At 71.1% G+C, this 19353-nt stretch carries 18 protein-coding genes; 15 read left to right on the top strand and 3 right to left on the bottom strand.

What is annotated here, in order from left to right:
• Nucleotides 1-94: 94 nt before the first annotated feature.
• A complete protein-coding gene (locus AB0E94_RS35720) occupies nt 95-736 on the bottom strand; it encodes an ElyC/SanA/YdcF family protein (protein WP_360335680.1) in 642 nt (213 codons plus the stop codon).
• Between the two features lie 145 nt (nt 737-881).
• On the opposite strand from AB0E94_RS35720, the gene AB0E94_RS35715 reads away from it, so the two are divergent.
• Nucleotides 882-1586 carry a GNAT family N-acetyltransferase gene (locus tag AB0E94_RS35715; RefSeq protein ID WP_360335660.1) on the top strand — a complete coding sequence of 235 codons (705 nt, stop codon included), beginning with the start codon at nt 882-884 and terminating at the stop codon, nt 1584-1586.
• Nucleotides 1587-1617: 31 nt separating this feature from the next.
• On the opposite strand, the gene AB0E94_RS35710 is transcribed toward AB0E94_RS35715, so the two are convergent.
• Nucleotides 1618-2418 (bottom strand): class I SAM-dependent methyltransferase, encoded by an 801-nt coding sequence (locus tag AB0E94_RS35710; protein ID WP_360335658.1) that lies wholly within the window; start codon nt 2416-2418, stop codon nt 1618-1620.
• Nucleotides 2419-2489: 71 nt separating this feature from the next.
• On the opposite strand from AB0E94_RS35710, the gene AB0E94_RS35705 reads away from it, so the two are divergent.
• Nucleotides 2490-3170, top strand: coding sequence for a helix-turn-helix domain-containing protein (locus AB0E94_RS35705; protein ID WP_360335656.1), 681 nt, complete (start codon nt 2490-2492; stop codon nt 3168-3170).
• A gap of 7 nt (nt 3171-3177) precedes the next feature.
• Here AB0E94_RS35705 and AB0E94_RS35700 read toward each other — a convergent pair whose 3' ends face one another.
• Entirely contained in the window at nt 3178-5415 is a 2238-nt protein-coding gene (locus AB0E94_RS35700) for a glycoside hydrolase family 3 N-terminal domain-containing protein (protein ID WP_360335654.1), read from the bottom strand.
• A gap of 203 nt (nt 5416-5618) precedes the next feature.
• On the opposite strand from AB0E94_RS35700, the gene AB0E94_RS35695 reads away from it, so the two are divergent.
• The 13 genes from AB0E94_RS35695 (at nt 5619) to argG (ending at nt 19353) form a co-directional block, all read left to right on the top strand.
• Complete coding sequence (locus AB0E94_RS35695; RefSeq protein ID WP_360335652.1) at nt 5619-6824, top strand: glutamate-cysteine ligase family protein; 1206 nt, start codon at nt 5619-5621, stop codon at nt 6822-6824.
• Nucleotides 6821-8113 (top strand): ergothioneine biosynthesis protein EgtB, encoded by a 1293-nt coding sequence (gene egtB, locus AB0E94_RS35690; protein WP_360335650.1) that lies wholly within the window; start codon nt 6821-6823, stop codon nt 8111-8113. Before AB0E94_RS35695 ends, egtB begins: the two co-directional genes overlap by 4 nt.
• A complete protein-coding gene (egtC, locus tag AB0E94_RS35685; protein WP_360335648.1) occupies nt 8113-8853 on the top strand; it encodes an ergothioneine biosynthesis protein EgtC in 741 nt (246 codons plus the stop codon). Before egtB ends, egtC begins: the two co-directional genes overlap by 1 nt.
• Before the next feature lie 20 nt (nt 8854-8873).
• Nucleotides 8874-9830 carry an L-histidine N(alpha)-methyltransferase gene (gene egtD / locus AB0E94_RS35680; protein ID WP_360335678.1) on the top strand — a complete coding sequence of 319 codons (957 nt, stop codon included), beginning with the start codon at nt 8874-8876 and terminating at the stop codon, nt 9828-9830.
• Nucleotides 9831-9937: 107 nt separating this feature from the next.
• Complete coding sequence (locus AB0E94_RS35675; protein ID WP_360335646.1) at nt 9938-10747, top strand: hypothetical protein; 810 nt, start codon at nt 9938-9940, stop codon at nt 10745-10747.
• Between the two features lie 856 nt (nt 10748-11603).
• Nucleotides 11604-12605 (top strand): N-acetyl-gamma-glutamyl-phosphate reductase, encoded by a 1002-nt coding sequence (gene argC / locus AB0E94_RS35670; RefSeq protein ID WP_360335644.1) that lies wholly within the window; start codon nt 11604-11606, stop codon nt 12603-12605.
• On the top strand, nt 12602-13774 hold the full coding sequence (gene argJ, locus AB0E94_RS35665; protein WP_360335642.1) for a bifunctional glutamate N-acetyltransferase/amino-acid acetyltransferase ArgJ: 1173 nt from the start codon (nt 12602-12604) through the stop codon (nt 13772-13774). Before argC ends, argJ begins: the two co-directional genes overlap by 4 nt.
• Entirely contained in the window at nt 13743-14654 is a 912-nt protein-coding gene (gene argB, locus AB0E94_RS35660) for an acetylglutamate kinase (RefSeq protein WP_360335640.1), read from the top strand. The genes argJ and argB overlap by 32 nt, the downstream gene beginning before the upstream one ends.
• Nucleotides 14651-15802, top strand: a complete 1152-nt coding sequence (locus AB0E94_RS35655; RefSeq protein WP_360335638.1) for an acetylornithine transaminase — start codon at nt 14651-14653, stop codon at nt 15800-15802. The genes argB and AB0E94_RS35655 overlap by 4 nt, the downstream gene beginning before the upstream one ends.
• Nucleotides 15799-16731, top strand: coding sequence for an ornithine carbamoyltransferase (gene argF, locus AB0E94_RS35650; RefSeq protein WP_360335636.1), 933 nt, complete (start codon nt 15799-15801; stop codon nt 16729-16731). The genes AB0E94_RS35655 and argF overlap by 4 nt, the downstream gene beginning before the upstream one ends.
• Entirely contained in the window at nt 16728-17234 is a 507-nt protein-coding gene (locus AB0E94_RS35645) for an arginine repressor (RefSeq protein WP_360335634.1), read from the top strand. The genes argF and AB0E94_RS35645 overlap by 4 nt, the downstream gene beginning before the upstream one ends.
• Nucleotides 17231-18124 (top strand): hypothetical protein, encoded by an 894-nt coding sequence (locus AB0E94_RS35640; protein WP_360335632.1) that lies wholly within the window; start codon nt 17231-17233, stop codon nt 18122-18124. Before AB0E94_RS35645 ends, AB0E94_RS35640 begins: the two co-directional genes overlap by 4 nt.
• Nucleotides 18121-19353: an argininosuccinate synthase gene (gene argG, locus AB0E94_RS35635; protein WP_360335630.1), complete on the top strand. Its 1233-nt coding sequence runs from the start codon at nt 18121-18123 to the stop codon at nt 19351-19353. The genes AB0E94_RS35640 and argG overlap by 4 nt, the downstream gene beginning before the upstream one ends.

Here is a 19353-nt window from a genome sequence, read left to right as displayed (position 1 = left end):
ATGCTGCGCCCGCCGATCGGGATGCGATCCGATCGTTCTGGCCGCACCCCGATCGTCTCGACCGTGAGGAGGCGGCGGGCGGGAGGCGGGGTGGTCAGCCGAGGCTGACGGCGTCCTCCACGCCTGTCTCGTGCGGGCCCAGGAAGATCGGGTCGCGGGAGGTCAGCACGTCGGCTGCGGCCTTGACGGCGGCGCCGTACTCGCGGACCTCGCCTCGCAACCACATAGCCTCGTAGACGCGGACACTGTCGTCGCCCACGCCGGTGGCCTCGATGCCCTGTTCGCGGCAGAGAGTCACCGCCCGGGGGAGGTGGAAGGCCTGGGTGACCACGATCGCCTGTTCGACGCCGAAGATCTTGTTGGCTCGGACGCACGAGTCGTAGGTGTCGAAACCGGCGTGGTCGAGGACCACCCGGTCGGCGGGCACACCGCGGGCCACCAGCCAGGACTGCATGGCGCCCGGCTCGTCGTAGGTCCACTCGCCGTGGTCGCCGGAGACCAGGATCGCCTTCACCTTGCCGTTCTCCAGCAGCTGGCGGGCGATCTCCAGGCGGGCGGCCAGGAACGCCGAAGGCTGGCCGTCGTCGCCGACCTGAGCGCCCAGGACCAGCGCCACCGGCGCGGCGGGCACCGAGGACACGTCATAGAGGTAACCGGCGGCGGACGACCGTACCCAATGAGCGCAGCCCAGAGCGACGAGGACCGCGACCAGACCGCCGACCGTGCCCATCGCCATCAGACGGCGCAGCCGTCGCCAGGAGAGAAACGCCCGCAGTGAGGCGATCGTCAACCAGGTGGGGAGAGGGGGACGCTTCCGCATCGGTCCGAGGATGGCAGACGGCGGCAACCGGACGAGAGGGGCGCGATGGCAGCATATGGCCATGATCGATATCGCTCCGGACCGGGATCCGCTCATTCGGTGGGCGCTGCACGCGCCCGGCGCCCGGGTGTGGCGCAATCCCGGCGCGGTGGTCGTGGCCTGCGCGGATCTGTCGCACTGGGACCGCCTCGTGATCAACGGTGCGCCGGATGCGGTGGCCGGTCTGCTCCGGGAGGTGCTGGCTTCGACAGGTGAGACGTTCCGGCCGTTCGGGACCGAGGAGCTGATCACCGAGGTCGTCGCGCGGGTTCCGGAGCTGGCGGTCAGCGCCACGTTCGCGTGGATGGAGACGACCGAGCCGGTCGGGCGTGACGGCGGAGTGGTGGAACCGGTGTGGCTTCCGGAGGCGGACTGGCCGGAGGTGACCGCGATGATCAAGGAGTCCTATCCGGAGTCGTACGCCTGGCCGGGGAATCCGGGTGTGCTCCGGTGGGCGGGTATCCGCGACGCCGACGGTGAACTGCTCACGGTGGCCGCCGAGGCGTGGTCGACGGCGGAGATCGGGTTCATGTCGGGGGTGGCCACCCGCCCGTCGGCGCGTGGGCGCGGCCTCGGGGCGGCGATCTGCGCGTTCACCGCCGATGAGCTGCTGGCCGGCCGGGAGCGGGTGGCGTTGCTGGTGGACTACTGGAACACGGCGGCGCTGGCCACCTACACGGGACTGGGGTTCACCACCAGGCGGGTGGCGGCCGCCCGGCGGCGCTGAAAATCACCCGGCCGCCCGGCGGCGCTGAAAGTCATCCGGCCGTCCGGCGCGCGGTGTAGAGCAGGTACTCCCAGTCCATGGCCCCGCCGCCGAGGTCATGGCTCTCGGCGAGGGTGAGCAGGGCGGCGTCCAGCTCGGCGACCCGGGCCGGATCGTCGGCGATGTTGCGGTAGACGGCGATCGTCGGCCCGTAGTTGGCCTTGAAGTAGTCACGGAACCCGGCGGCCGTCCGGAAGTGATCGACCCGCAGGGGCCGGCGTTCGAACGACACGTCCGTGACCCCGTCGCCGAACAGGGACGCGAGGTGGGCGGGATCGCCCCAGAGCGGCGGCGGCTGGGCGCCGGGCGGAGGCGGCGCGGCGTACGGCTTCATGGTCGCGAACATCCGCCCGATGAAGCCTTCCGGGGTCCAGTTGGCCAGCCCGATGGTGCCGCCGGGACGGCACACCCGGAGCAGTTCGCCGGCTGCCGCGCTGTGGAACGGGGCGAACATCACGCCGATGCAGGAGATCACCGTGTCGAACGCGGCGGTCTCGAACGGCAGATCCTCGGCGTCGGCCTCGGCCCAGGTCAGTTCGACCGGGGAGTTCTTCTCGCCGATGGTCAGCAATTCGGGGGTGAGATCACTGGCGGTGACGGTGGCGCCCGTCTCGGCGGCGGGGATCGCCGCGTTGCCGGTGCCCGCGCCGACGTCCAGGACACGCTGGCCGGGGCCGATGCCGGTCGCCTGGACCAGCGTCGGCCCGAGCGGCGCGACGAGTTCGGAGGCGACCGCCGGGTAGTCGCCGGAGGCCCACATGGCACGGTGCTTGGTCTTCACGGTTGTGGTCATGTCACCGACAGTAGGGATCCGCGGATGGCTCGGCCTAGTACACGATGTGTACCGGCGGAGGGAGACCACCGATGGGTGCGTCCTACGGGCAGTTCTGCCCGGTTGCGAAGGCGATGGAGTTGCTCGACGAGCGCTGGACGATGCTGGTGATCCGGGAGCTGATCAGTGGCGGGCGCCGGTTCAACGACCTGCGGCGAGGGCTGCCACGGATGTCGCCGACGCTGCTGTCCCGGCGGTTGCAGCAGCTCAGCGCGGCCGGGGTGGTGGAGCGGCGGGAGTCGGGCGCCGAGGTGGAGTACGAGCTGACCGCCGCCGGCCTGGAGCTGCGGCCGATCGTGGTGGCGCTCGGCGAGTGGGGCACCCGCTGGATCCCCGAGCTGGGCGACCGTGATCTGGACCCGAAGCTGCTGCTCTGGGACATGCACCGGTCGGTCGATCACGGGGCGGTGCCGTCCCGGCGTACGGTCCTCCAGTTCCGGTTCCCGTCGGCGCCGGCGAAGGTGCGGGACTGGTGGCTGGTGATCACCCCCGCCGAGGCCGACATCTGTGACGTCGACCCCGGCCACGACGTGGACGTGCTGGTGACCGCCGACCTGCGCTGCCTGATCGACGTGTGGCGTGGCGAGCGCAGCTGGGCGTCCGGCCTGCGGTCGGGTGAGCTGGCGTTCCAGGGGCCGGAGGAGCTGCGCCGAGCCCTGCCGGCGTGGTTCCGGCAGTTCGCGTTCGCAGCCGTCCCCCGGCCGCGGACGTAGCAGGAGCTCAGCTGATCCGGAACTTGGCCGCCAGCAGCGCCGACAGCCGCGAGTTGGGCCCGACCAGCAGCTCGAAGTCGCCCGCCTCGACCACCCGCTTCCCGTCGGCGTCGACGAGCGTGATGTCCGCGGCCGCCACCTCGACGGCGACCGTGACGCTCTCCCCGGCCGGGACCGTGACCTGGCGGTACGCCTTCAGCTCACGGCTCGCCCAGGTGACGCTGGTGACCAGGTCGCTGACGTAGACCTGCACGGTCTCCAGGGCCGGCCGGGTGCCGGTGTTGCTGACCCGCACGGTGGCCCGCACCACCCCGTCGGCCGCCACGTCCGGTTCCTCGATGCTGAGCCCGTCGTAGGTGACGGTGCTGTAGCCGAGCCCCTCACCGAAGGCGAACAGCGGGTCCTGCGTGAGGTCGGCGTACCGGGATCCGTGCTGCCCACGGGTCTGGTTGTAGAAGACCGGCTGCTGTCCGGCGTGCCGGGCGGCCGAGATCGGCATCCGGCCGGACGGCTCGATCAGGCCGAACAGGAGCTCGGCGATGGCCTGGCCGCCGCGCATGCCCGGGTTGAAGGCCTGCACGATGGCGGCCGCGCCGAGCGCCGACTCGGGCAGCGCGTGCGGTTTGCCGTCGATCAGCACGACGATCATCGGGGTGCCGGTGGCGGCGACCGCGTCGAGCAGCGCGATCTGCCCGCCCTGGAGTTCCAGGGTGGCGGTCGACTTGTGCTCGCCGTTGAGGTTGACGGTGTCGCCGACGACCACGATCGCGTAGTCGGCGGCGGCCGCGGCAGCCGTGGCGGCGGCGATCCGGGCCGGGTCGGCCGGGACACCCACCGAGATCGGCGGCCGGGGCTGGCCGTCCGGGAAGGTCTCGCCCTCGGGGTCGGGCACGAGCTTCTCGATCTCGACGGCCGGGTCGAAGTCGAGCTGCCAGCCGTCCGGCAGCAGCTCACGCAGGCCGTCCAGGACCGTGGTGGTGAGCTCGCGCGGGTGGCCGTCGGGCAGCCAGTCGACCTGGCCGGAGTCGCCGGCCCAGTCGCCGAGCTGGGTGGAGACGTCGTCGGCGTTGGGGCCGAGCAACGCGATGCGCTTCGACGGGGCCGGAGCGAGAGGCAGCACCCCGTCGTTACGCAGCAGGACCAGGGACCGGCGGGCGATCTCCAGGTTGAGGGCCACATGCGAGGCGTTGCCGATCACCTCGGCCTGGCGGGCGGCGTCCGGGGTGCGCGGGTTCTCGAACAGGCCCAACTCGAATTTCAGGCGCAGGATCCGCCGTACCGCAGCATCGATGTCCTCCTCGACGAGAAGGCCGCGCCGGATCGCCTCCTGGGCGCCTTCGAAGAAGGCGGGTGTGGTCATGACCACGTCGTTGCCGGCTTTGACGGCGACCGCCGCGGCCTCGGCGTAGTCGGCGCAGACCTTCTGCTCCCAGACCATCCGGCCGACGTTGTCCCAGTCGGTGACGAGGGTGCCGGTGAAGCCCCACTCGCCCTTGAGAACGTCGTTGAGCAGCCACTTGTTGGCGGTGATCGGCACGCCGTCCATCGACTGGTAGCCGAGCATGAAGACCCGGCAGCCCTCGGCGGCGGCCCGCTCGAACGGCGGCAGGAACCAGGAGCGCAGTTTGCGCCGGCTGATGTCGGCCTCGCTGGCGTCGCGGCCGCCCTGGGTCTCCGAGTACCCGGCGAAGTGCTTGGCGGTGGCCAGGATCGCGGTCGGGTCGGTGAGGCCCTCGCCCTGGTAGCCGCGGATCATGGCGGCGCCGAGCTCGGAGATCAGGTACGGGTCCTCGCCGAACGTCTCGTCCACCCGGCCCCAACGCAGGTCACGGGCGATGCACAGGACGGGCGAGAAGGTCCAGTGCACGCCTGTGGCGGAGGCCTCAATCGCGGTGGCCCGGGCGACCCGCTCGACGAGCGTAGAGTCCCAGGTGGCGGCCATCGCGAGCTGCGTGGGGAAGACTGTGGCGCCGGGCCAGAAGGCGTGCCCGTGGATGCAGTCCTCGGCGGTGATCAGCGGGATCCGCAGCCGGGTCCGGGAGACCAGCTCGGCTGCCTCGACCAGCTTGGCGGGGGAGGTGTGCAGGATCGATCCGGCCAGCTTGTCCAGGACGATCTCACCGATGTCCTGCCGCGCGTCGAGCTGGAGCATCTGGCCGACCTTCTCGGGAAGAGTCATCCGGCCCAGCAGATCCTCGACACGCTCTCGCACCGGGAGCGAGGAGTCCTGATATGGCAAGGGCATGAGTTTCTCCGATGGGTCTGCCGAACGCGAACGGTTCGGAGTCTTCCACGTACGGAACCGGTTCCGGCACCCCGCTACGGTTCCGGAACTTCATCCACCGGGAAGGCTCCGTGGGAGGCGAATGTCAGGGGGTGCCGGTAAGGTCCTAACCGGATCGGACACAGTGAAGTCTATTAATCACGCAGAGTGAGTAATGGGGGGCCATGGGTTCGGCTGACCGGGTTCTGCGACGGACCGCTGAGGCGATCGAGCACATAACCGGCATTTGTTTCAAGACCGGCCCACCCCGGCAGGTGGGCGCCGAGTTGGAGTGGACCACGCATCCGGCTGCCGACCCGTCCGCGTACCTGCGGGCCGGTGACCTGGTCGAGGCCCTGGGCGCGCATACGCCCGCGGCCCTCGGCAATCCACACCCCGTGCCGCTTCCCGGCGGTGGCACGGTGACCGTCGAGCCGGGCCTGCAGATCGAGATCTCCTCGGCCCCGGCCGGCTCGCTCACCGAGCTGCACGCCGCGGTGACCGCAGACCGGGAAACCCTGGCCGGGTTGCTGGCGAGCCGGGGCATCGTCCTCGGCGATCGCGGCCTGGACCCGCACCGGGAGCCCCGCCGCACCCTGGAGAGCCCGCGCTACGCCGCCATGGAGCGGTCCTTCGACAGCGCCGGCCGCACCATGATGGGCTCCACCGCCGGGCTCCAGGTCTGCTTCGACGCCGGCGAGCCCGACCGGGTCGCGGCCCGCTGGGCGGCCCTGCACGAGGCCGGGCCGGCCATGCTGGCGCTCTTCGCCAACTCACCACGGCACGGGTGGGCCTCCGCGCGCACGGCGACGTGGCACGGCATCGACCCACGGCGCTCGGGCCCGGTCCCGGCGTCCACCGACCCGGCCCTGAGCTGGGCCGAGTATGCGATGCGGGCGCCGCTGCTGTGCGTGCGGCGCGAGCACGGCGACTGGGACGCGCCACCGGGTGTCACGATGGCCGACTGGATCGAGACGGGCGGCATCGAGGGCGGCCCGCCGACCGTCGACGACCTGGAGTATCACCTCGGCACCCTCTTCCCACCGGTGCGGCCACGCGGCTACCTGGAGGTCCGCTACCTCGACGCGCAACCCGGCGACGAGTGGATCGCCCCGGCCGCGCTGCTGACCACGCTGCTCGCGAGCGACGACCTCACCGGCCGGGCCCGCGAGCTGGCCGCGCCGGCCGCCGGCCGCTGGCACGCCGCCGCCCGATCCGGTCTCGACGACCCCCGGGTGCACCGGGCCGCCACCGGCCTCGCCGACCTGGCCTGCCGAAACCTCGACCGGACCGGCCTGTCCGCGCCGGTCCGCGACACCGTCATCGACATCGTCTCCCGCCGCCTGCGGGACGCCGTGTCCGGACGATCACGAGAGGACGTTTCCGTATGACCGACGACCTGCGGCTGTCCATCGCCGCCGACCTGGAGCGCAGCCGCGCGCGGACCGCGCTGCTCACCGACGCCGTCGACGACGACGATCTCACCCGGCAGCACTCGCCGTTGATGTCCCCGCTGGTCTGGGACCTGGCCCATGTCGGCAACCAGGAGGAGCTGTGGCTGGTCCGGGACGTGGGTGGCCGCGACCCGCTCCGGCAGGACATCGACGAGCTCTACGACGCGTTCAAACACACCAGGCGTGACCGGCCGTCGTTGCCGCTGCTCAACCCGGCCGAGGCCCGCGCGTACACCGCGCAGGTCCGGGACAAGGTTTTCGACGTGCTGGACCGGGTCCGGTTCAGCCCGGAGAGCAGGCTGCTCGACGGCGGGTTCGCGTTCGGCATGATCGTCCAGCACGAGCAGCAGCACGACGAGACGATGCTGGCCACGCACCAGTTGCGGGCCGGCGCCGCGGTGCTCACGGCGCCGGCGCCGCCCCGGTCCCGGCAGGCGGTCAGCGGCGAGATCCTGATCGAGGACGGCAGATTCACCATGGGTACGGACACCGAGCCCTGGGCCCTCGACAACGAACGGCCGGCCCATGCCGTGGACGTCCCGGCGTTCTGGATCGACGCCGCCCTCGTCACCAACGGTGACTACCTGGTGTTCCTGGACGCCGGTGGCTACGACGACCCACGGTGGTGGAGCGAGCGCGGCTGGGCCCACCGGCAGGCCGCCGGGCTGGAAGCACCGATGCACTGGATCCGTGACCCCGGCGGCTGGCTGCACCGGCGGTTCGGCCGGGTCACCCCGGTCGAACCGGACGAACCGGTCGTGCACGTCTGCTTCTTCGAGGCCGAGGCGTATGCCGCGTGGGCCGGGAAACGCCTGCCCACCGAGGCCGAGTGGGAGAAAGCCGCCCGCTGGGACCCGGCGACCGGGCGGTCTCGCCGCTACCCGTGGGGCGACGACTCGCCCGAGGCCCGGCACGCCAACCTCGGCCAGCGGCATCTCGGCCCGGCCCCGGCCGGCGCCTACCCGGACGGCGCCTCACCACAGGGCGTGCACCAGCTGATCGGCGACGTCTGGGAGTGGACCTCGTCCGGGTTCCACGGTTACCCGGGGTTCGCGGCGTTCCCCTACCGGGAGTATTCGGAGGTGTTCTTCGGCGGTGACTACCGGGTGCTGCGCGGCGGTTCCTTCGGCACCGACGCGGCCGCCTGCCGGGGCACGTTCCGTAACTGGGATCACCCGATCCGGCGGCAGATCTTCAGCGGATTCCGCTGCGCACGGGACGCCTGATGTGCCGGCATCTCGGTTACCTCGGTCCGCCCGTACCGCTGGAGAGGTTGATCTTCGATCCGCCGCACTCGCTGGCCACGCAGGCCTGGGCGCCCCGCGACATGCGCGGCGGAGGGACCATCAACGCCGACGGCTTCGGTGTCGGCTGGTGGCCGCCCGGCGCCTCGGCGCCGGTGCGGCACCGCAGCGCCATGCCCATCTGGACCGACGCGTCGCTGCCGTCGCTCGCGGCCGCGACGTCGTCCGGCGCGATCCTCGCGGCGGTCCGCTCGGCCACCGTCGGCCTCCCGGTCGTCGAGACGGCGGCCGCGCCGTTCACCGACGGCCGGTGGCTGTTCAGCCACAACGGCGTCGTCCGCGGCTGGCCTTCGGCCATCGCCGCACAAGCCCGTGACCTCCCGGTCGAGGACCTTCTCACCCTTGACGCGCCCACCGACTCGGCAACCCTCTGGGCTCTGGTACGTGCAAAGTTGTGCACCGGAGAGCCACCGGCCAAGGCGGTCGCAGCCGTGGTCACCGAGGTCGCCGTGGCAGCCCCCGGATCCCGGCTGAACCTGCTGCTCAGCGACGGCGAACAGCTGATCGCGACCACGTTCGGTCACGCCCTGTCGGTGCGGCCGTCGCGCGACTCCACCCTGATCAGCTCCGAACCCCTCGACCCCGGTCCGGCGTGGCAGCCCGTGCCCGACGGCCACCTGGTCGTCGCCACCGCGGGTCAGGTGGAGATCACACCCCTCTAGAAAGGTGTTCGGCCTTGCTCCTGGACAGGCACATCGACGACGACGATCTGGCCCGTGAGCTGCGCGCGGACGTGCGCGCCGGTCTCACCGCCGACCCACGGTGGATGCCGCCGAAATGGTTCTACGACGCCCGTGGCAGCGAGCTCTTCGAGGAGATCACCAGGCTGCCGGAGTACTACCCGACGCGTACCGAGCGCGCCCTGCTCGACGAGCACGCCGCCGCGATCGCCCGGATCACCGAGGCGAAGACCCTCGTCGAGCTCGGCTCCGGCTCGTCCGAGAAGACCCGCCTGCTGCTCGACGCCCTGGTCGCACGGGGCACGCTCGGCGCGTTCGTGCCACTCGACGTCTCCGGGTCGGCGCTGGCCGCGGCCGTCGAATCACTGACCGCCGCCTATCCCGGCCTCAGCATCCGGGGAGTCGTCGGCGACATGACCCGCCACCTGCGGCACCTGCCCGACGGCGACAACCGCCTGGTCGCGTTCCTGGGCGGCACCATCGGCAACCTGATCCCGGCCGAACGGGCCGCGTTCCTGTCGTCGCTGCGGTCCGTGCTGCACGAGGGGGAGTGGCTGCTACTCGGCGCCGACCTGGTCAAGGACCCGGCCGTGCTGGTTCCCGCCTACGACGACGCGGCCGGGGTGACCGCCGAGTTCAACCGCAACGTCCTGCACGTCATCAACCGTGAGCTGGCCGCCGACTTCGATCCGTCCACCTTCGAACACGTCGCCGTCTGGGACCCCGGCCACGAATGGATCGAGATGCGCCTGCGGTCCACCCGCGACCAGATCGTGCACGTCACCGGCCTGGACCTGGAGGTTCCGTTCACCGCCGGTCAGCAGATGCGCACCGAGATCTCCGCCAAGTTCCGCCGTGACGGTCTCGCCACGGAACTCGCCGCGGCCGGCTTCACCCCGCGCCACTGGTGGACCGATCCGAACGACTGGTTCGGAATCACCCTCGCCCAGGCGGGGTAAAGGTTGACGCTTCGTGTTTTCCTAGCGGTGCCGTCTCACCGCCAGGAGCCGTCCCGCGAGTCCGCGCGGGGCGGCAGCACGAGGCGTCGACCAAGGGGGTGTCCCGCATGGAGTCCGACCACGCGGACGCTGTACCACCGCCCGGCGACCAGCCACCCGCCGAGCCACCGGAGGCGATCCCGCCCTCCACCGACCCACCACCGGCCGACCCGGCAGCGGCTGACTCGGCAGCGGCTGACTCGGCAGCGGCTGACCCGGCACCGGCTGACCCGGCACCGGCCGACTCGCCGTCGGTTGGTTCGACGTCCGCCGACTCGTTGCGGGCCGGCTTCGGTGCGGCCGAGTCACCGCTCGCCGCCGGCTCGCCGTCTACCGGCGATCACGCGGCGCCGGGCGTCGATCCGCCGCCGGATGACGATTCGCGGGTGCCGGACATCCGATCGGTACTCGCCGGCGACGATCCACCGGCCGGCCGTGAGCCGCACATCCTGCTGGTCCACGCGGTGATCAAGGCGTCCCGCGAACACGACACATGGTCGGCTTCGGGCGGCCCGCGACCGCAGTTGCCCCGCACCTGGACCGAACTCTGGCGCAACGCCGTCCGCCGCCAGACCGACCTCGCCGGCGAACCGGAGGAGGAGGCCCGCCGCACCGTGCAGGCGATGCTCGACCAGCTCACCCGCCTGGACCGGGAGGCGGCCTGGTTCCGGTCCGACGTCACCCGGCGGGACCGGGCGATCTCCGAAACCCTGCTGTACGGCACCCGGCTCGGCCCCGACGTGCCCAGCCGCCCGGCGCAGCTCGCCTGGGACCGCCAGCGTGGCCTCCGCCCCGTCGACTACGCCAAGATCACAGCGATCGCCGCCGCCCAGGACGAGTGGCTGGCCGCCTGGAACGAGTGGGCCACCACCGACTGACCCCGCACCCCCACAGGAGCACCCGATCACCGGTCGGGTGCTCCTGCCCGTTCCGAAGACGGCGCTGTCGCCTCGGTGTGCCGGTCGGGGCAAGACGTCGAGCACACGATCGGCCATTGTGTGCGCTGGTCGACGTCGCCGACCCGCGAGGCACCCCACCGACAGCAGCAGGCCCGCGAGGCGCTCCACCGGCGGCAGCAGGCTCGCGGGAACGGACCGCGGACCCCTCACCGACCGTCGCCCAGCCAGGTTATGCCGCCCGTATTCCAGTGCTCAGCGACGGCTGACGGTCCCGGCCGTCGCTGAGCGCGGTGAAGAAGCCCGTATTCCGGTGCTGGGCGACGGCTCGCGGTCCCGGCCGTCGCCCAGCCAGGTAAAGCTGCCCGTATTCCAGTGCTCAGCGACGGCTGACCGTTCCGGCCGTCGCTGAGCGCGGTGAAGAAGCCCGTATTCCAGTGCTCAGCGACGGCTCGCGGGCCCGGCCGTGACTGACCGACAGACCCCGACCCGCGGATGCTGTCTGGGAAGCGAGGGCCGAATCTCCTGCCGATCTTGTGGAGTTCCGCGAGGTGTGCCCGACGTCGACAAGATCACGGTGGGTGGGCAGTCGGCGTGACGGCGGTGACGGGACGCCTCCGCCCGTCAGGCGCGCTGGTGGGCGGGACGGACCGGGCGCGTCGCGTCGTAGGTGGGGACGGTGTGGTGGCGGTTGGGGTGGTGTGGGTCGTACCGCCGAAATGGTGGAAATGCGACCAGGGCCGGATCGCATCGCTCAGCATGCGGGATGGGCGGGTTCGTGGTTGCCCCGTGGAGTGGGAGTTGATACGTTCTTCTGCATAGTCATACGGAGGTAGGCATGGGAATCAGGGTCGCGGTAGCGGGAGCCAGTGGCTACGCGGGCGGTGAGTTGCTGCGCCTGGTCGCCGGGCACCCCGAGTTCGATCTCGTCGCGGCGACCGCGCACAGCCAGGCCGGCTCGCCGGTCGCCGCGGTGCACCCGCAGCTGACCGGGCTCGACCTGACGCTGGGTTCCACCGACGCCGTCACGCTCAGTGGTGCTGACCTGGTCTTCCTCGCTCTTCCGCATGGGCAGTCGGCGGCTGTCGCCGGGCAGCTCGACGCCGGGGTCAAGGTCGTCGACCTGGGCGCCGACTTCCGGCTGGAGAGTGCCGAGCAGTGGACCCGCTATTACGGCGGCGGGCATGCCGGCACCTGGACCTACGGGCTGCCCGAGCTGCCCGGTGCGCGGGCCGCGATCGCCGGGTCCGACCGGGTCGCCAACACCGGGTGTTATGCGGCGACGATCACTCTGGCGTTGGCGCCGCTGATCGCCTCCGGGGTGGCCGATCCGGAGGATGTGGTGGTGGTGGCGAGCTCCGGCACCTCCGGCGCCGGGCGTAACGCCAAGGTGCACCTGCTGGCCAGCGAGATCATGGGTGACCTGTCGCCCTACAAGGTCGGCGCGCACCAGCACGTCGCCGAGATCAAGCAGGCCACCGGCGCGGCCTCGCTGTCGATGACCCCGATCCTGGCGCCGATGCCGCGCGGCATCCTGGCGACGGTGACGGCGCGCCGGCTCAACGGCGGCGACCCGCGCGAGGCGCTCGAGGCGGCCTACGCTGACGCGCCGTTCGTGCACGTGCTGCCGGAGGGGTCCTGGCCGCACACGGCCGCCACCGCGGGTTCCAACTCCTGCCATCTGCAGGCCACGGTCGACATCGACTCGGGCCGCATCATCGTCGTGAGCGCGCTGGACAACCTGGGCAAGGGCGCCGCGGGCCAGGCCGTGCAGAACGCCAACATCATGTTCGGCCTGCCCGAGACCACGGGCTTGAGTGTCTTCGGAGTGGCACCGTGACCGTCACCCATCCCAAGGGGTTCCGTGCCTCCGGCGTCGCCGCCGGGCTCAAGGCCAGCGGCAACGCCGACGTCGCCCTGGTCGTCAACGACGGCCCCGACTACACGGCCGCGGGTGTGTTCACCGGCAACCGGGTCAAGGCGGCGCCGGTCCTGTGGAGCCAGCAGGTGCTCAAAGGCGGGATAGTCCGCGCGGTGATCCTCAACTCGGGTGGCGCCAACGCGTGCACCGGCTCGCAGGGTTTCCGTGACACGCACGCCACCGCCGAGCACACCGCCTCGGTGCTGCGGGGTGGCGCCAACCGGATGATGATCGGCCCCGGCGATGTGGCGGTCTGCTCGACCGGCCTGATCGGCGAGCTGCTCCCGATGGACAAGCTGCTCCCCGGTGTGAGCGCGGCGGCCAAGACGCTGGCCGCCGACGGCGGTGGCCGGGCCGCCGAGGCGATCATGACCACCGACACGGTGGCGAAGAACTCGGTGGCCCAGCGCGAGGGCTGGTCGGTCGGCGGCATCGCGAAGGGCGCCGGCATGCTGGCCCCGGCGCTCGCCACCATGCTCGTCGTGATCACCACCGACGCGTCGGCCGACAACGAGGTGCTGGATGCCGCGTTGCGCGCCGCAACCCGGGTCACCTTCGACCGGATCGACGCGGACGGCTGCATGTCCACCAACGACACGGTGCTGCTGCTGGCCAGCGGCGCGTCGAACCGGCAGCCCTCCCTGGAGGAGCTGACCGCCGCGGTCACCGAGGTCTGCCACGACCTGGCCCAGCAGCTGATCGCCGACGCCGAGGGCGCGACCAAGCACATCGCGATCGAGGTGCAGGGCGCGGCCAGCGAGGCGGATGCGGTGCAGGTCGGCCGGACGGTCGCCGGCAACAACCTGGTGAAGACGGCGTTCTTCGGCAACGATCCGAACTGGGGCCGGATCCTGGCGGCGATCGGCACGACGAGTGCGGCGTTCGAGCCGGACCGGATCGACGTGGCGATCAACGGCGTGTGGATCTGCAAGGGCGGGGCGGCCGCCGAGGACCGCAGCAAGGTCGACCTGTCCGGGCGGGACGTGAGCGTGACGATCAACCTGCGCGAGGGGGAGATGAGCGCGACGATCTGGACCACGGATCTCTCCCACGCGTATGTCCACGAGAACTCGGCGTACTCCTCATGAAGGCGCAGACGAAGTGAAAGCGCAGAAGAAGGCCGAGATCCTCATCGAGGCGCTGCCCTGGCTGGAGCGTTTCCACGGCGCCACCGTCGTGATCAAATATGGCGGCAACGCCATGATCGACCCGGAGCTGCAGGAGGCGTTCGCCGCCGACATGGTGTTCCTGCGCCTGGTCGGCATCAAGCCGGTGGTCGTGCACGGCGGCGGCCCGCAGATCAACCGGATGCTGAAGCGGGTCGGGATCGAGTCGGAGTTCCGCGGTGGCCTGCGGGTCACCACGCCGGAGACGATGGAGATCGTCCGGATGGTGCTGACCGGCCAGGTCGGCCGTGAGCTGGTCGGCCTGATCAACCAGCACGGGCCGTTCGCGGTCGGCCTGTCCGGTGAGGACGCGCGCCTGTTCACCGCGGTCCGCCGGGGCGCGACGATCAACGGCGAGGAGGTCGACATCGGCCAGGTCGGCGACGTCGACCAGGTGGACACGTCGGCGGTCGACGACCTGATCGCGGCCGGGCGCATCCCGGTGATCGCGACCGTCGCACCCGACGCCGACGGCGTGCTGCACAACGTGAACGCCGACACCGCGGCCTCCGCGCTGGCGGTCGCGCTCGGCGCCCGCAAGCTGGTGGTCCTCACCGATGTGCCCGGCCTCTACACGAACTGGCCGGACACCTCGTCGCTGACCAGCGAGATCGACGCCGACGCGCTGGAGAAGCTGCTCCCCGGCCTGGAGTCGGGGATGGTGCCCAAGATGGAGGCCTGCCTGCGCGCGGTCCGCGGCGGGGTCCCGGCCGCGCACGTCGTCGACGGCCGGGTCGCCCACTCGACTCTGCTCGAAGTCTTCACGGAAGAAGGATTCGGAACAATGGTGATCCCGGCATGACTCTCGTCGAGCGCTGGCAGCAGTCGATGATGAACAACTACGGCACCCCGGCGATCGGCCTGGTCAAGGGCCAGGGCGCGGTGCTGACCGGCGAGGACGGCAAGGAGTATGTCGACTTCCTCGGCGGCATCGCGGTGAACGCCCTCGGTCACGCCCACCCGGCCGTGGTCGCCGCCGTCACCAGCCAGATCCAGCAGCTGGGGCATGTCTCCAACCTGTTCATCTCGGAGCCGCCGGTGGCGCTGGCCGACCTGCTGCTGGCGCTGGCCGGCCGGGCCGGGCGGGTGCTGTTCTGCAACTCCGGCGCGGAGGCCAACGAGGCCGCCTTCAAGATCTCCCGCCTGACCGGGCGCACGCACGTGGTCGCCACGAACGGCGCCTTCCACGGCCGGACCATGGGCGCGCTGGCGCTGACCGGCCAGCCGGCGAAACAGGATCCGTTCCGGCCGCTGCCCGGCGACGTCACCCACGTCGACTTCGGGGATGTCGCCGCGCTGGAGGCCGTGGTGACCGACGCGACCGCCATGGTGATCCTGGAGCCGATCCAGGGTGAGAACGGCGTCGTGGTGCCCCCGCCGGGCTACCTGACCGCGGCCCGGGAGATCACCACCCGGCACGGCGCGCTGCTGGTGCTCGACGAGGTGCAGACCGGCATCGGGCGCACCGGGCACTGGTTCCACCACCAGAGCGAGGGCGTCGAGCCGGACATTGTGACGCTGGCCAAGGGTCTCGGCGGCGGTCTGCCGCTGGGCGCCTGCCTCGCCTTCGGCCGGGCCGCCGACCTGCTCACCCCGGGCTCGCACGGCACCACCTTCGGCGGCAACCCGGTGTCCTGCGCGGCGGGTCTCGCGGTGATCCGCACGATCGCCAGTGAGGGCCTGCTCAACCACGTGAAACGGGTCGGCGAGCAGATCCGGCTCGGCATCGAGGGCCTGAACCACCCGCTGGTGAAGTATGTCCGGGGCGCCGGCCTGCTGCTCGGCATCGTCTTCAACGAGCCGGTCTCGGCCGACGTGGCGGCCCGCCTGCGGGACGCCGGTTTCCTGGTCAACCCGGCCAAGCCGGACGTGATCCGGCTCGCCCCGCCCCTGATCATCTCCTCCGATCAGGCGGACGCCCTGATCGCTGCCCTGGACGGTATCCGGTGACCACCCGCCACTTCCTCCGTGACGACGACCTGACCCCGCAGGAGCAGGGCGAGGTCCTCGACCTGGCCGCCGAGATGAAGGCGAACCGGTTCGGGTACACCCCGCTGGCCGGCCCGCGCAGCGTCGCCGTCTTCTTCGACAAGGCCAGCCTGCGGACCCGGCTGTCGTTCGAGGCGGGTATCGCCGAGCTGGGCGGCCAGCCGATCATCGTGGACACCCAGAACACCCACTTCGGCCGGGGCGAGACACTCGCCGACGCCGGCAAGGTGGTGGCCCGCTACGTGTCGGCGATGGTCTACCGCACCCACGGCGACGAGCGGCTCGCCGAGCTGGCCTCCGGCGTGCGGGTTCCGGTGATCAACGCGCTGAGCGACGGCTACCACCCGTGCCAGCTGCTTGCCGACCTGCTGACGATCCGGGAGCGGTTCGGGTCGACGGCCGGGCGGACCCTCGCCTATGTGGGTGACGCGGCCAACAACATGGCCCACTCCTACCTGATCGCGGGCGCGATGGCCGGGATGAACGTGCGGGTGGCCGGTCCGTCCGGGTTCGATCCGGCGGCGTCGGTGGTCAGCCGGGCCGCCGAGATCGCGGCGTGGACCGGCGGCTCGGTGGAGGTGCTGCGCAACCCGCGGGAGGCGGCCGACGGCGCGCACGTGATCGCCACCGACACCTGGACGTCGATGGGCCAGGAGGAGGACGGCAAGGACCGGCTCACCCCGTTCTGGCCGTACCAGGTGAACAAGGAGCTGCTGACCGCCGCCGACCCGGAGGCGATCGTGCTGCACTGCCTGCCGGCCCACCGCAACGAGGAGATCACCGACGAGGTGATCGACGGCCCGCAGAGCGCCGTCTTCGACCAGGCCGAGAACCGTTTGCACGCGCAGAAGGCGCTGCTCACCTGGTTGCTGGCGGTCAACCAGCGATGAGCAGCGGAAACCCAGTGACCCGAGCCGGGCGGCACGCCCGGCTCGTCGACCTGCTCCGCACCCGCCGGGTGAAGTCGCAGACGGAGTTGACCGTGATCCTCGCCAATGAGGGTGTCCACGTCACCCAGGCCACGCTTTCCCGTGACCTGGAGGAGCTGAACGCCGTCAAGGTGAGCGGTGTCTACTACATTCCGGAGGACGGGCACAAGCCGCTGTGGGAGACCACCGAGCACGGCCCGGCCCGGCTGATCCGGCTGCTGCGCGAGCTGCTCACCGGGGTCGACCACAGTGGCAACATCGCGGTTCTGCGTACCCCGCCGGGGGCGGCGCAGTTCCTGGCCAGCGCTCTGGACCGGTCCGGGCTGGCCGATGTGGTCGGCACGATCGCCGGTGACGACACCATCTTCGTGGTGGCCCGTGACGGCGGGCCGACGTCGGGCGCGGAGCTGGCCCTGAAACTCAGCCTGTGGAGCAGGTCGGAATCCGAGGAGAGCCGCTCATGACGTTCACACCCGCGGTGGAGGCCCGCTTCCCGGACTTCGCCGACCACACCGACAGCCTGGTCGGGCACGGCGTCGAGTTCTTCCTCGCCTCCAACGACACGTTGCGGCCGCACCTCAACGAGACGCCGTACGGCCACAAGCTGACCTGGCTCGACTTCACCGACACCGCGGAGAAGGACTGGTCGATCCGGGACTTCCTGAACTTCTTCAACGTCATCAACGGCATCGCCTTCGGTGACCGGGGCATCCCGATGCCGCAGTGGGTGATGGTCGACCTGATCCTGATGCCGGCCGCGGCCCTGATCGCCGGCCTGCCGCAGGCCGAGTTCGCCGACATGGTCGAGCGGTCCACGTTCCGTTTCGACACCGACGTGAAGCAGCTGCTGCGCAAGGTTCAGCAGGACATGCGGGACAGCGGCTACCGGGGCCCGGTCCCGGTCGGCGGCTACTGTGCCGCCCCGTCGGCCGAGCCGGGCCGCTGGGTGGGCTGGTCGCTGTGGTCGCTGATGCCGGCGGTCGGCCTGGGCAAGGCGGCGAAGGCGCTGGCGCTGTCGGCGTACCGGGCGCAGAAGCTGGACGGCGTCACCCAGTACGACAACAGCGCGCTCAAGGTGCACACCGAGTTCGGCGCGCTGAAGATCCTGGTCGCGACTGTCCCGTTCCACACCTCGCCGGGTTCGTTCGTCTACCAGAGCGACCTGACGCTGCCGGCCGGGGTGGAGCTGCCCGAGCCGACGTTCCTGCTCGATCCGTTCGACTACAGCCGCCAGCGGGCGATGCAGAAGGACATCGAAGCGGGCCGCTGCGAGTTCCACGTCCTGCCGCCGGGTCACGTCCGCCGGGACGGTAAGACCTATGTGCCGATTCTTGAGAAGGAACTGTCCCGATGACCAAGCGCAAGATCGTCCTCGCTTTCTCCGGTGGTCTGGACACCTCGTACGCCCTCGTGGACTTCCGCGAGAAGGGCTGGGACGTGGTGACCGCCAACATCGACACCGGCGGCCTGCACAGCGGTGAGGCCGATGTGGTCAGGGCGCGCGCCGAGGAGCTGGGCGCGGTCGAGCACCACGTCGTGGACGCCCGCGCGGAGCTCTACGACCGGGTGATCACCTACGCGATCAAGGCGAACTATCTGCGCAACGGCGCCTACCCATCGTGTGTCGGCGCGGAGCGGCTGATCCAGGCGGAGAAGGTCGTCCAGGTCGCGCTGGAGGTCGGCGCGGACGCGGTGGCGCACGGCTCGACCGGCGCGGGCGCCGACCACGTGCGCTACGACGCGGTGATTCGGGCGCTGGCCCCGCACCTGGAGATCGTCACCCCGATCCGGGACGAGCGGCTCACCCGGGAGGGTGAGACCGACTTCCTGCGGTCGCGGGGTTACGAGGTCAGCGAGAAGGTCAAGCTCTACTCGATCAACGAGGGCCTGATCGGCACGTCGATCGGCGGCGAGGAGACCTACGGCTCCTGGGAGTACCTGCCGGAGTCGGCCTGGACCTACACCAAGCCGATCGACGAGGCCCCGGAGAAGGGCGTCGAGCTGCTGATCAGCTTCGAGAAGGGTGAGGTCGTCTCGGCGGTGACCGCCGACGGTGAGCCGCTGCCCAGCGAGAACAGCTACGACATCCTGTCAGCGCTGAACGTCCTCGGCGGGGCACACGGTGTCGGCCGGGGCATCCACATGGGCTCCACCATGGTCGGGAACCTGGCCCGGGTCGGCTTCGAGGCGCCGGGCATGCTGATCCTCATCGCCGCGCACCGTGAGCTGGAGAAACTGGTCCTGTCGAACCGTCAGCAGGCGACCAAGGCGACGCTCGGCAACACCTACGGCGACCTGCTGCACGAAGCCGTCTACTTCGACCCGATCATGGACGACTTCCGGGCCTTCCTGGACTCCAGCCAGACCCGGGTCACCGGCACCGTGCGGGTCCTGCTGCACAAGGGCAACATCGTGCTCCTCGGCAGCAGGAGCCCGCACAGCCTGCTCGACGCGGCGACCCGCTCGGGTGTCGTCTACGGCCACGGCTCGTCGCTGTGGACCGGCGAGCAGGCCCGCGCCTTCGCCCACATGTACTCGGTGCCGGGCGCCATCCAGCGTGCCGCCGCCCGCCCCGCCGAATAG

It is taken from the genome of Actinoplanes sp. NPDC026670, from assembly GCF_040638175.1.
GTDB lineage: Bacteria > Actinomycetota > Actinomycetes > Mycobacteriales > Micromonosporaceae > Actinoplanes.
Note: the sequence above shows the minus strand (reverse complement) of the source record. Positions and strands in the feature narration are given on the sequence as shown.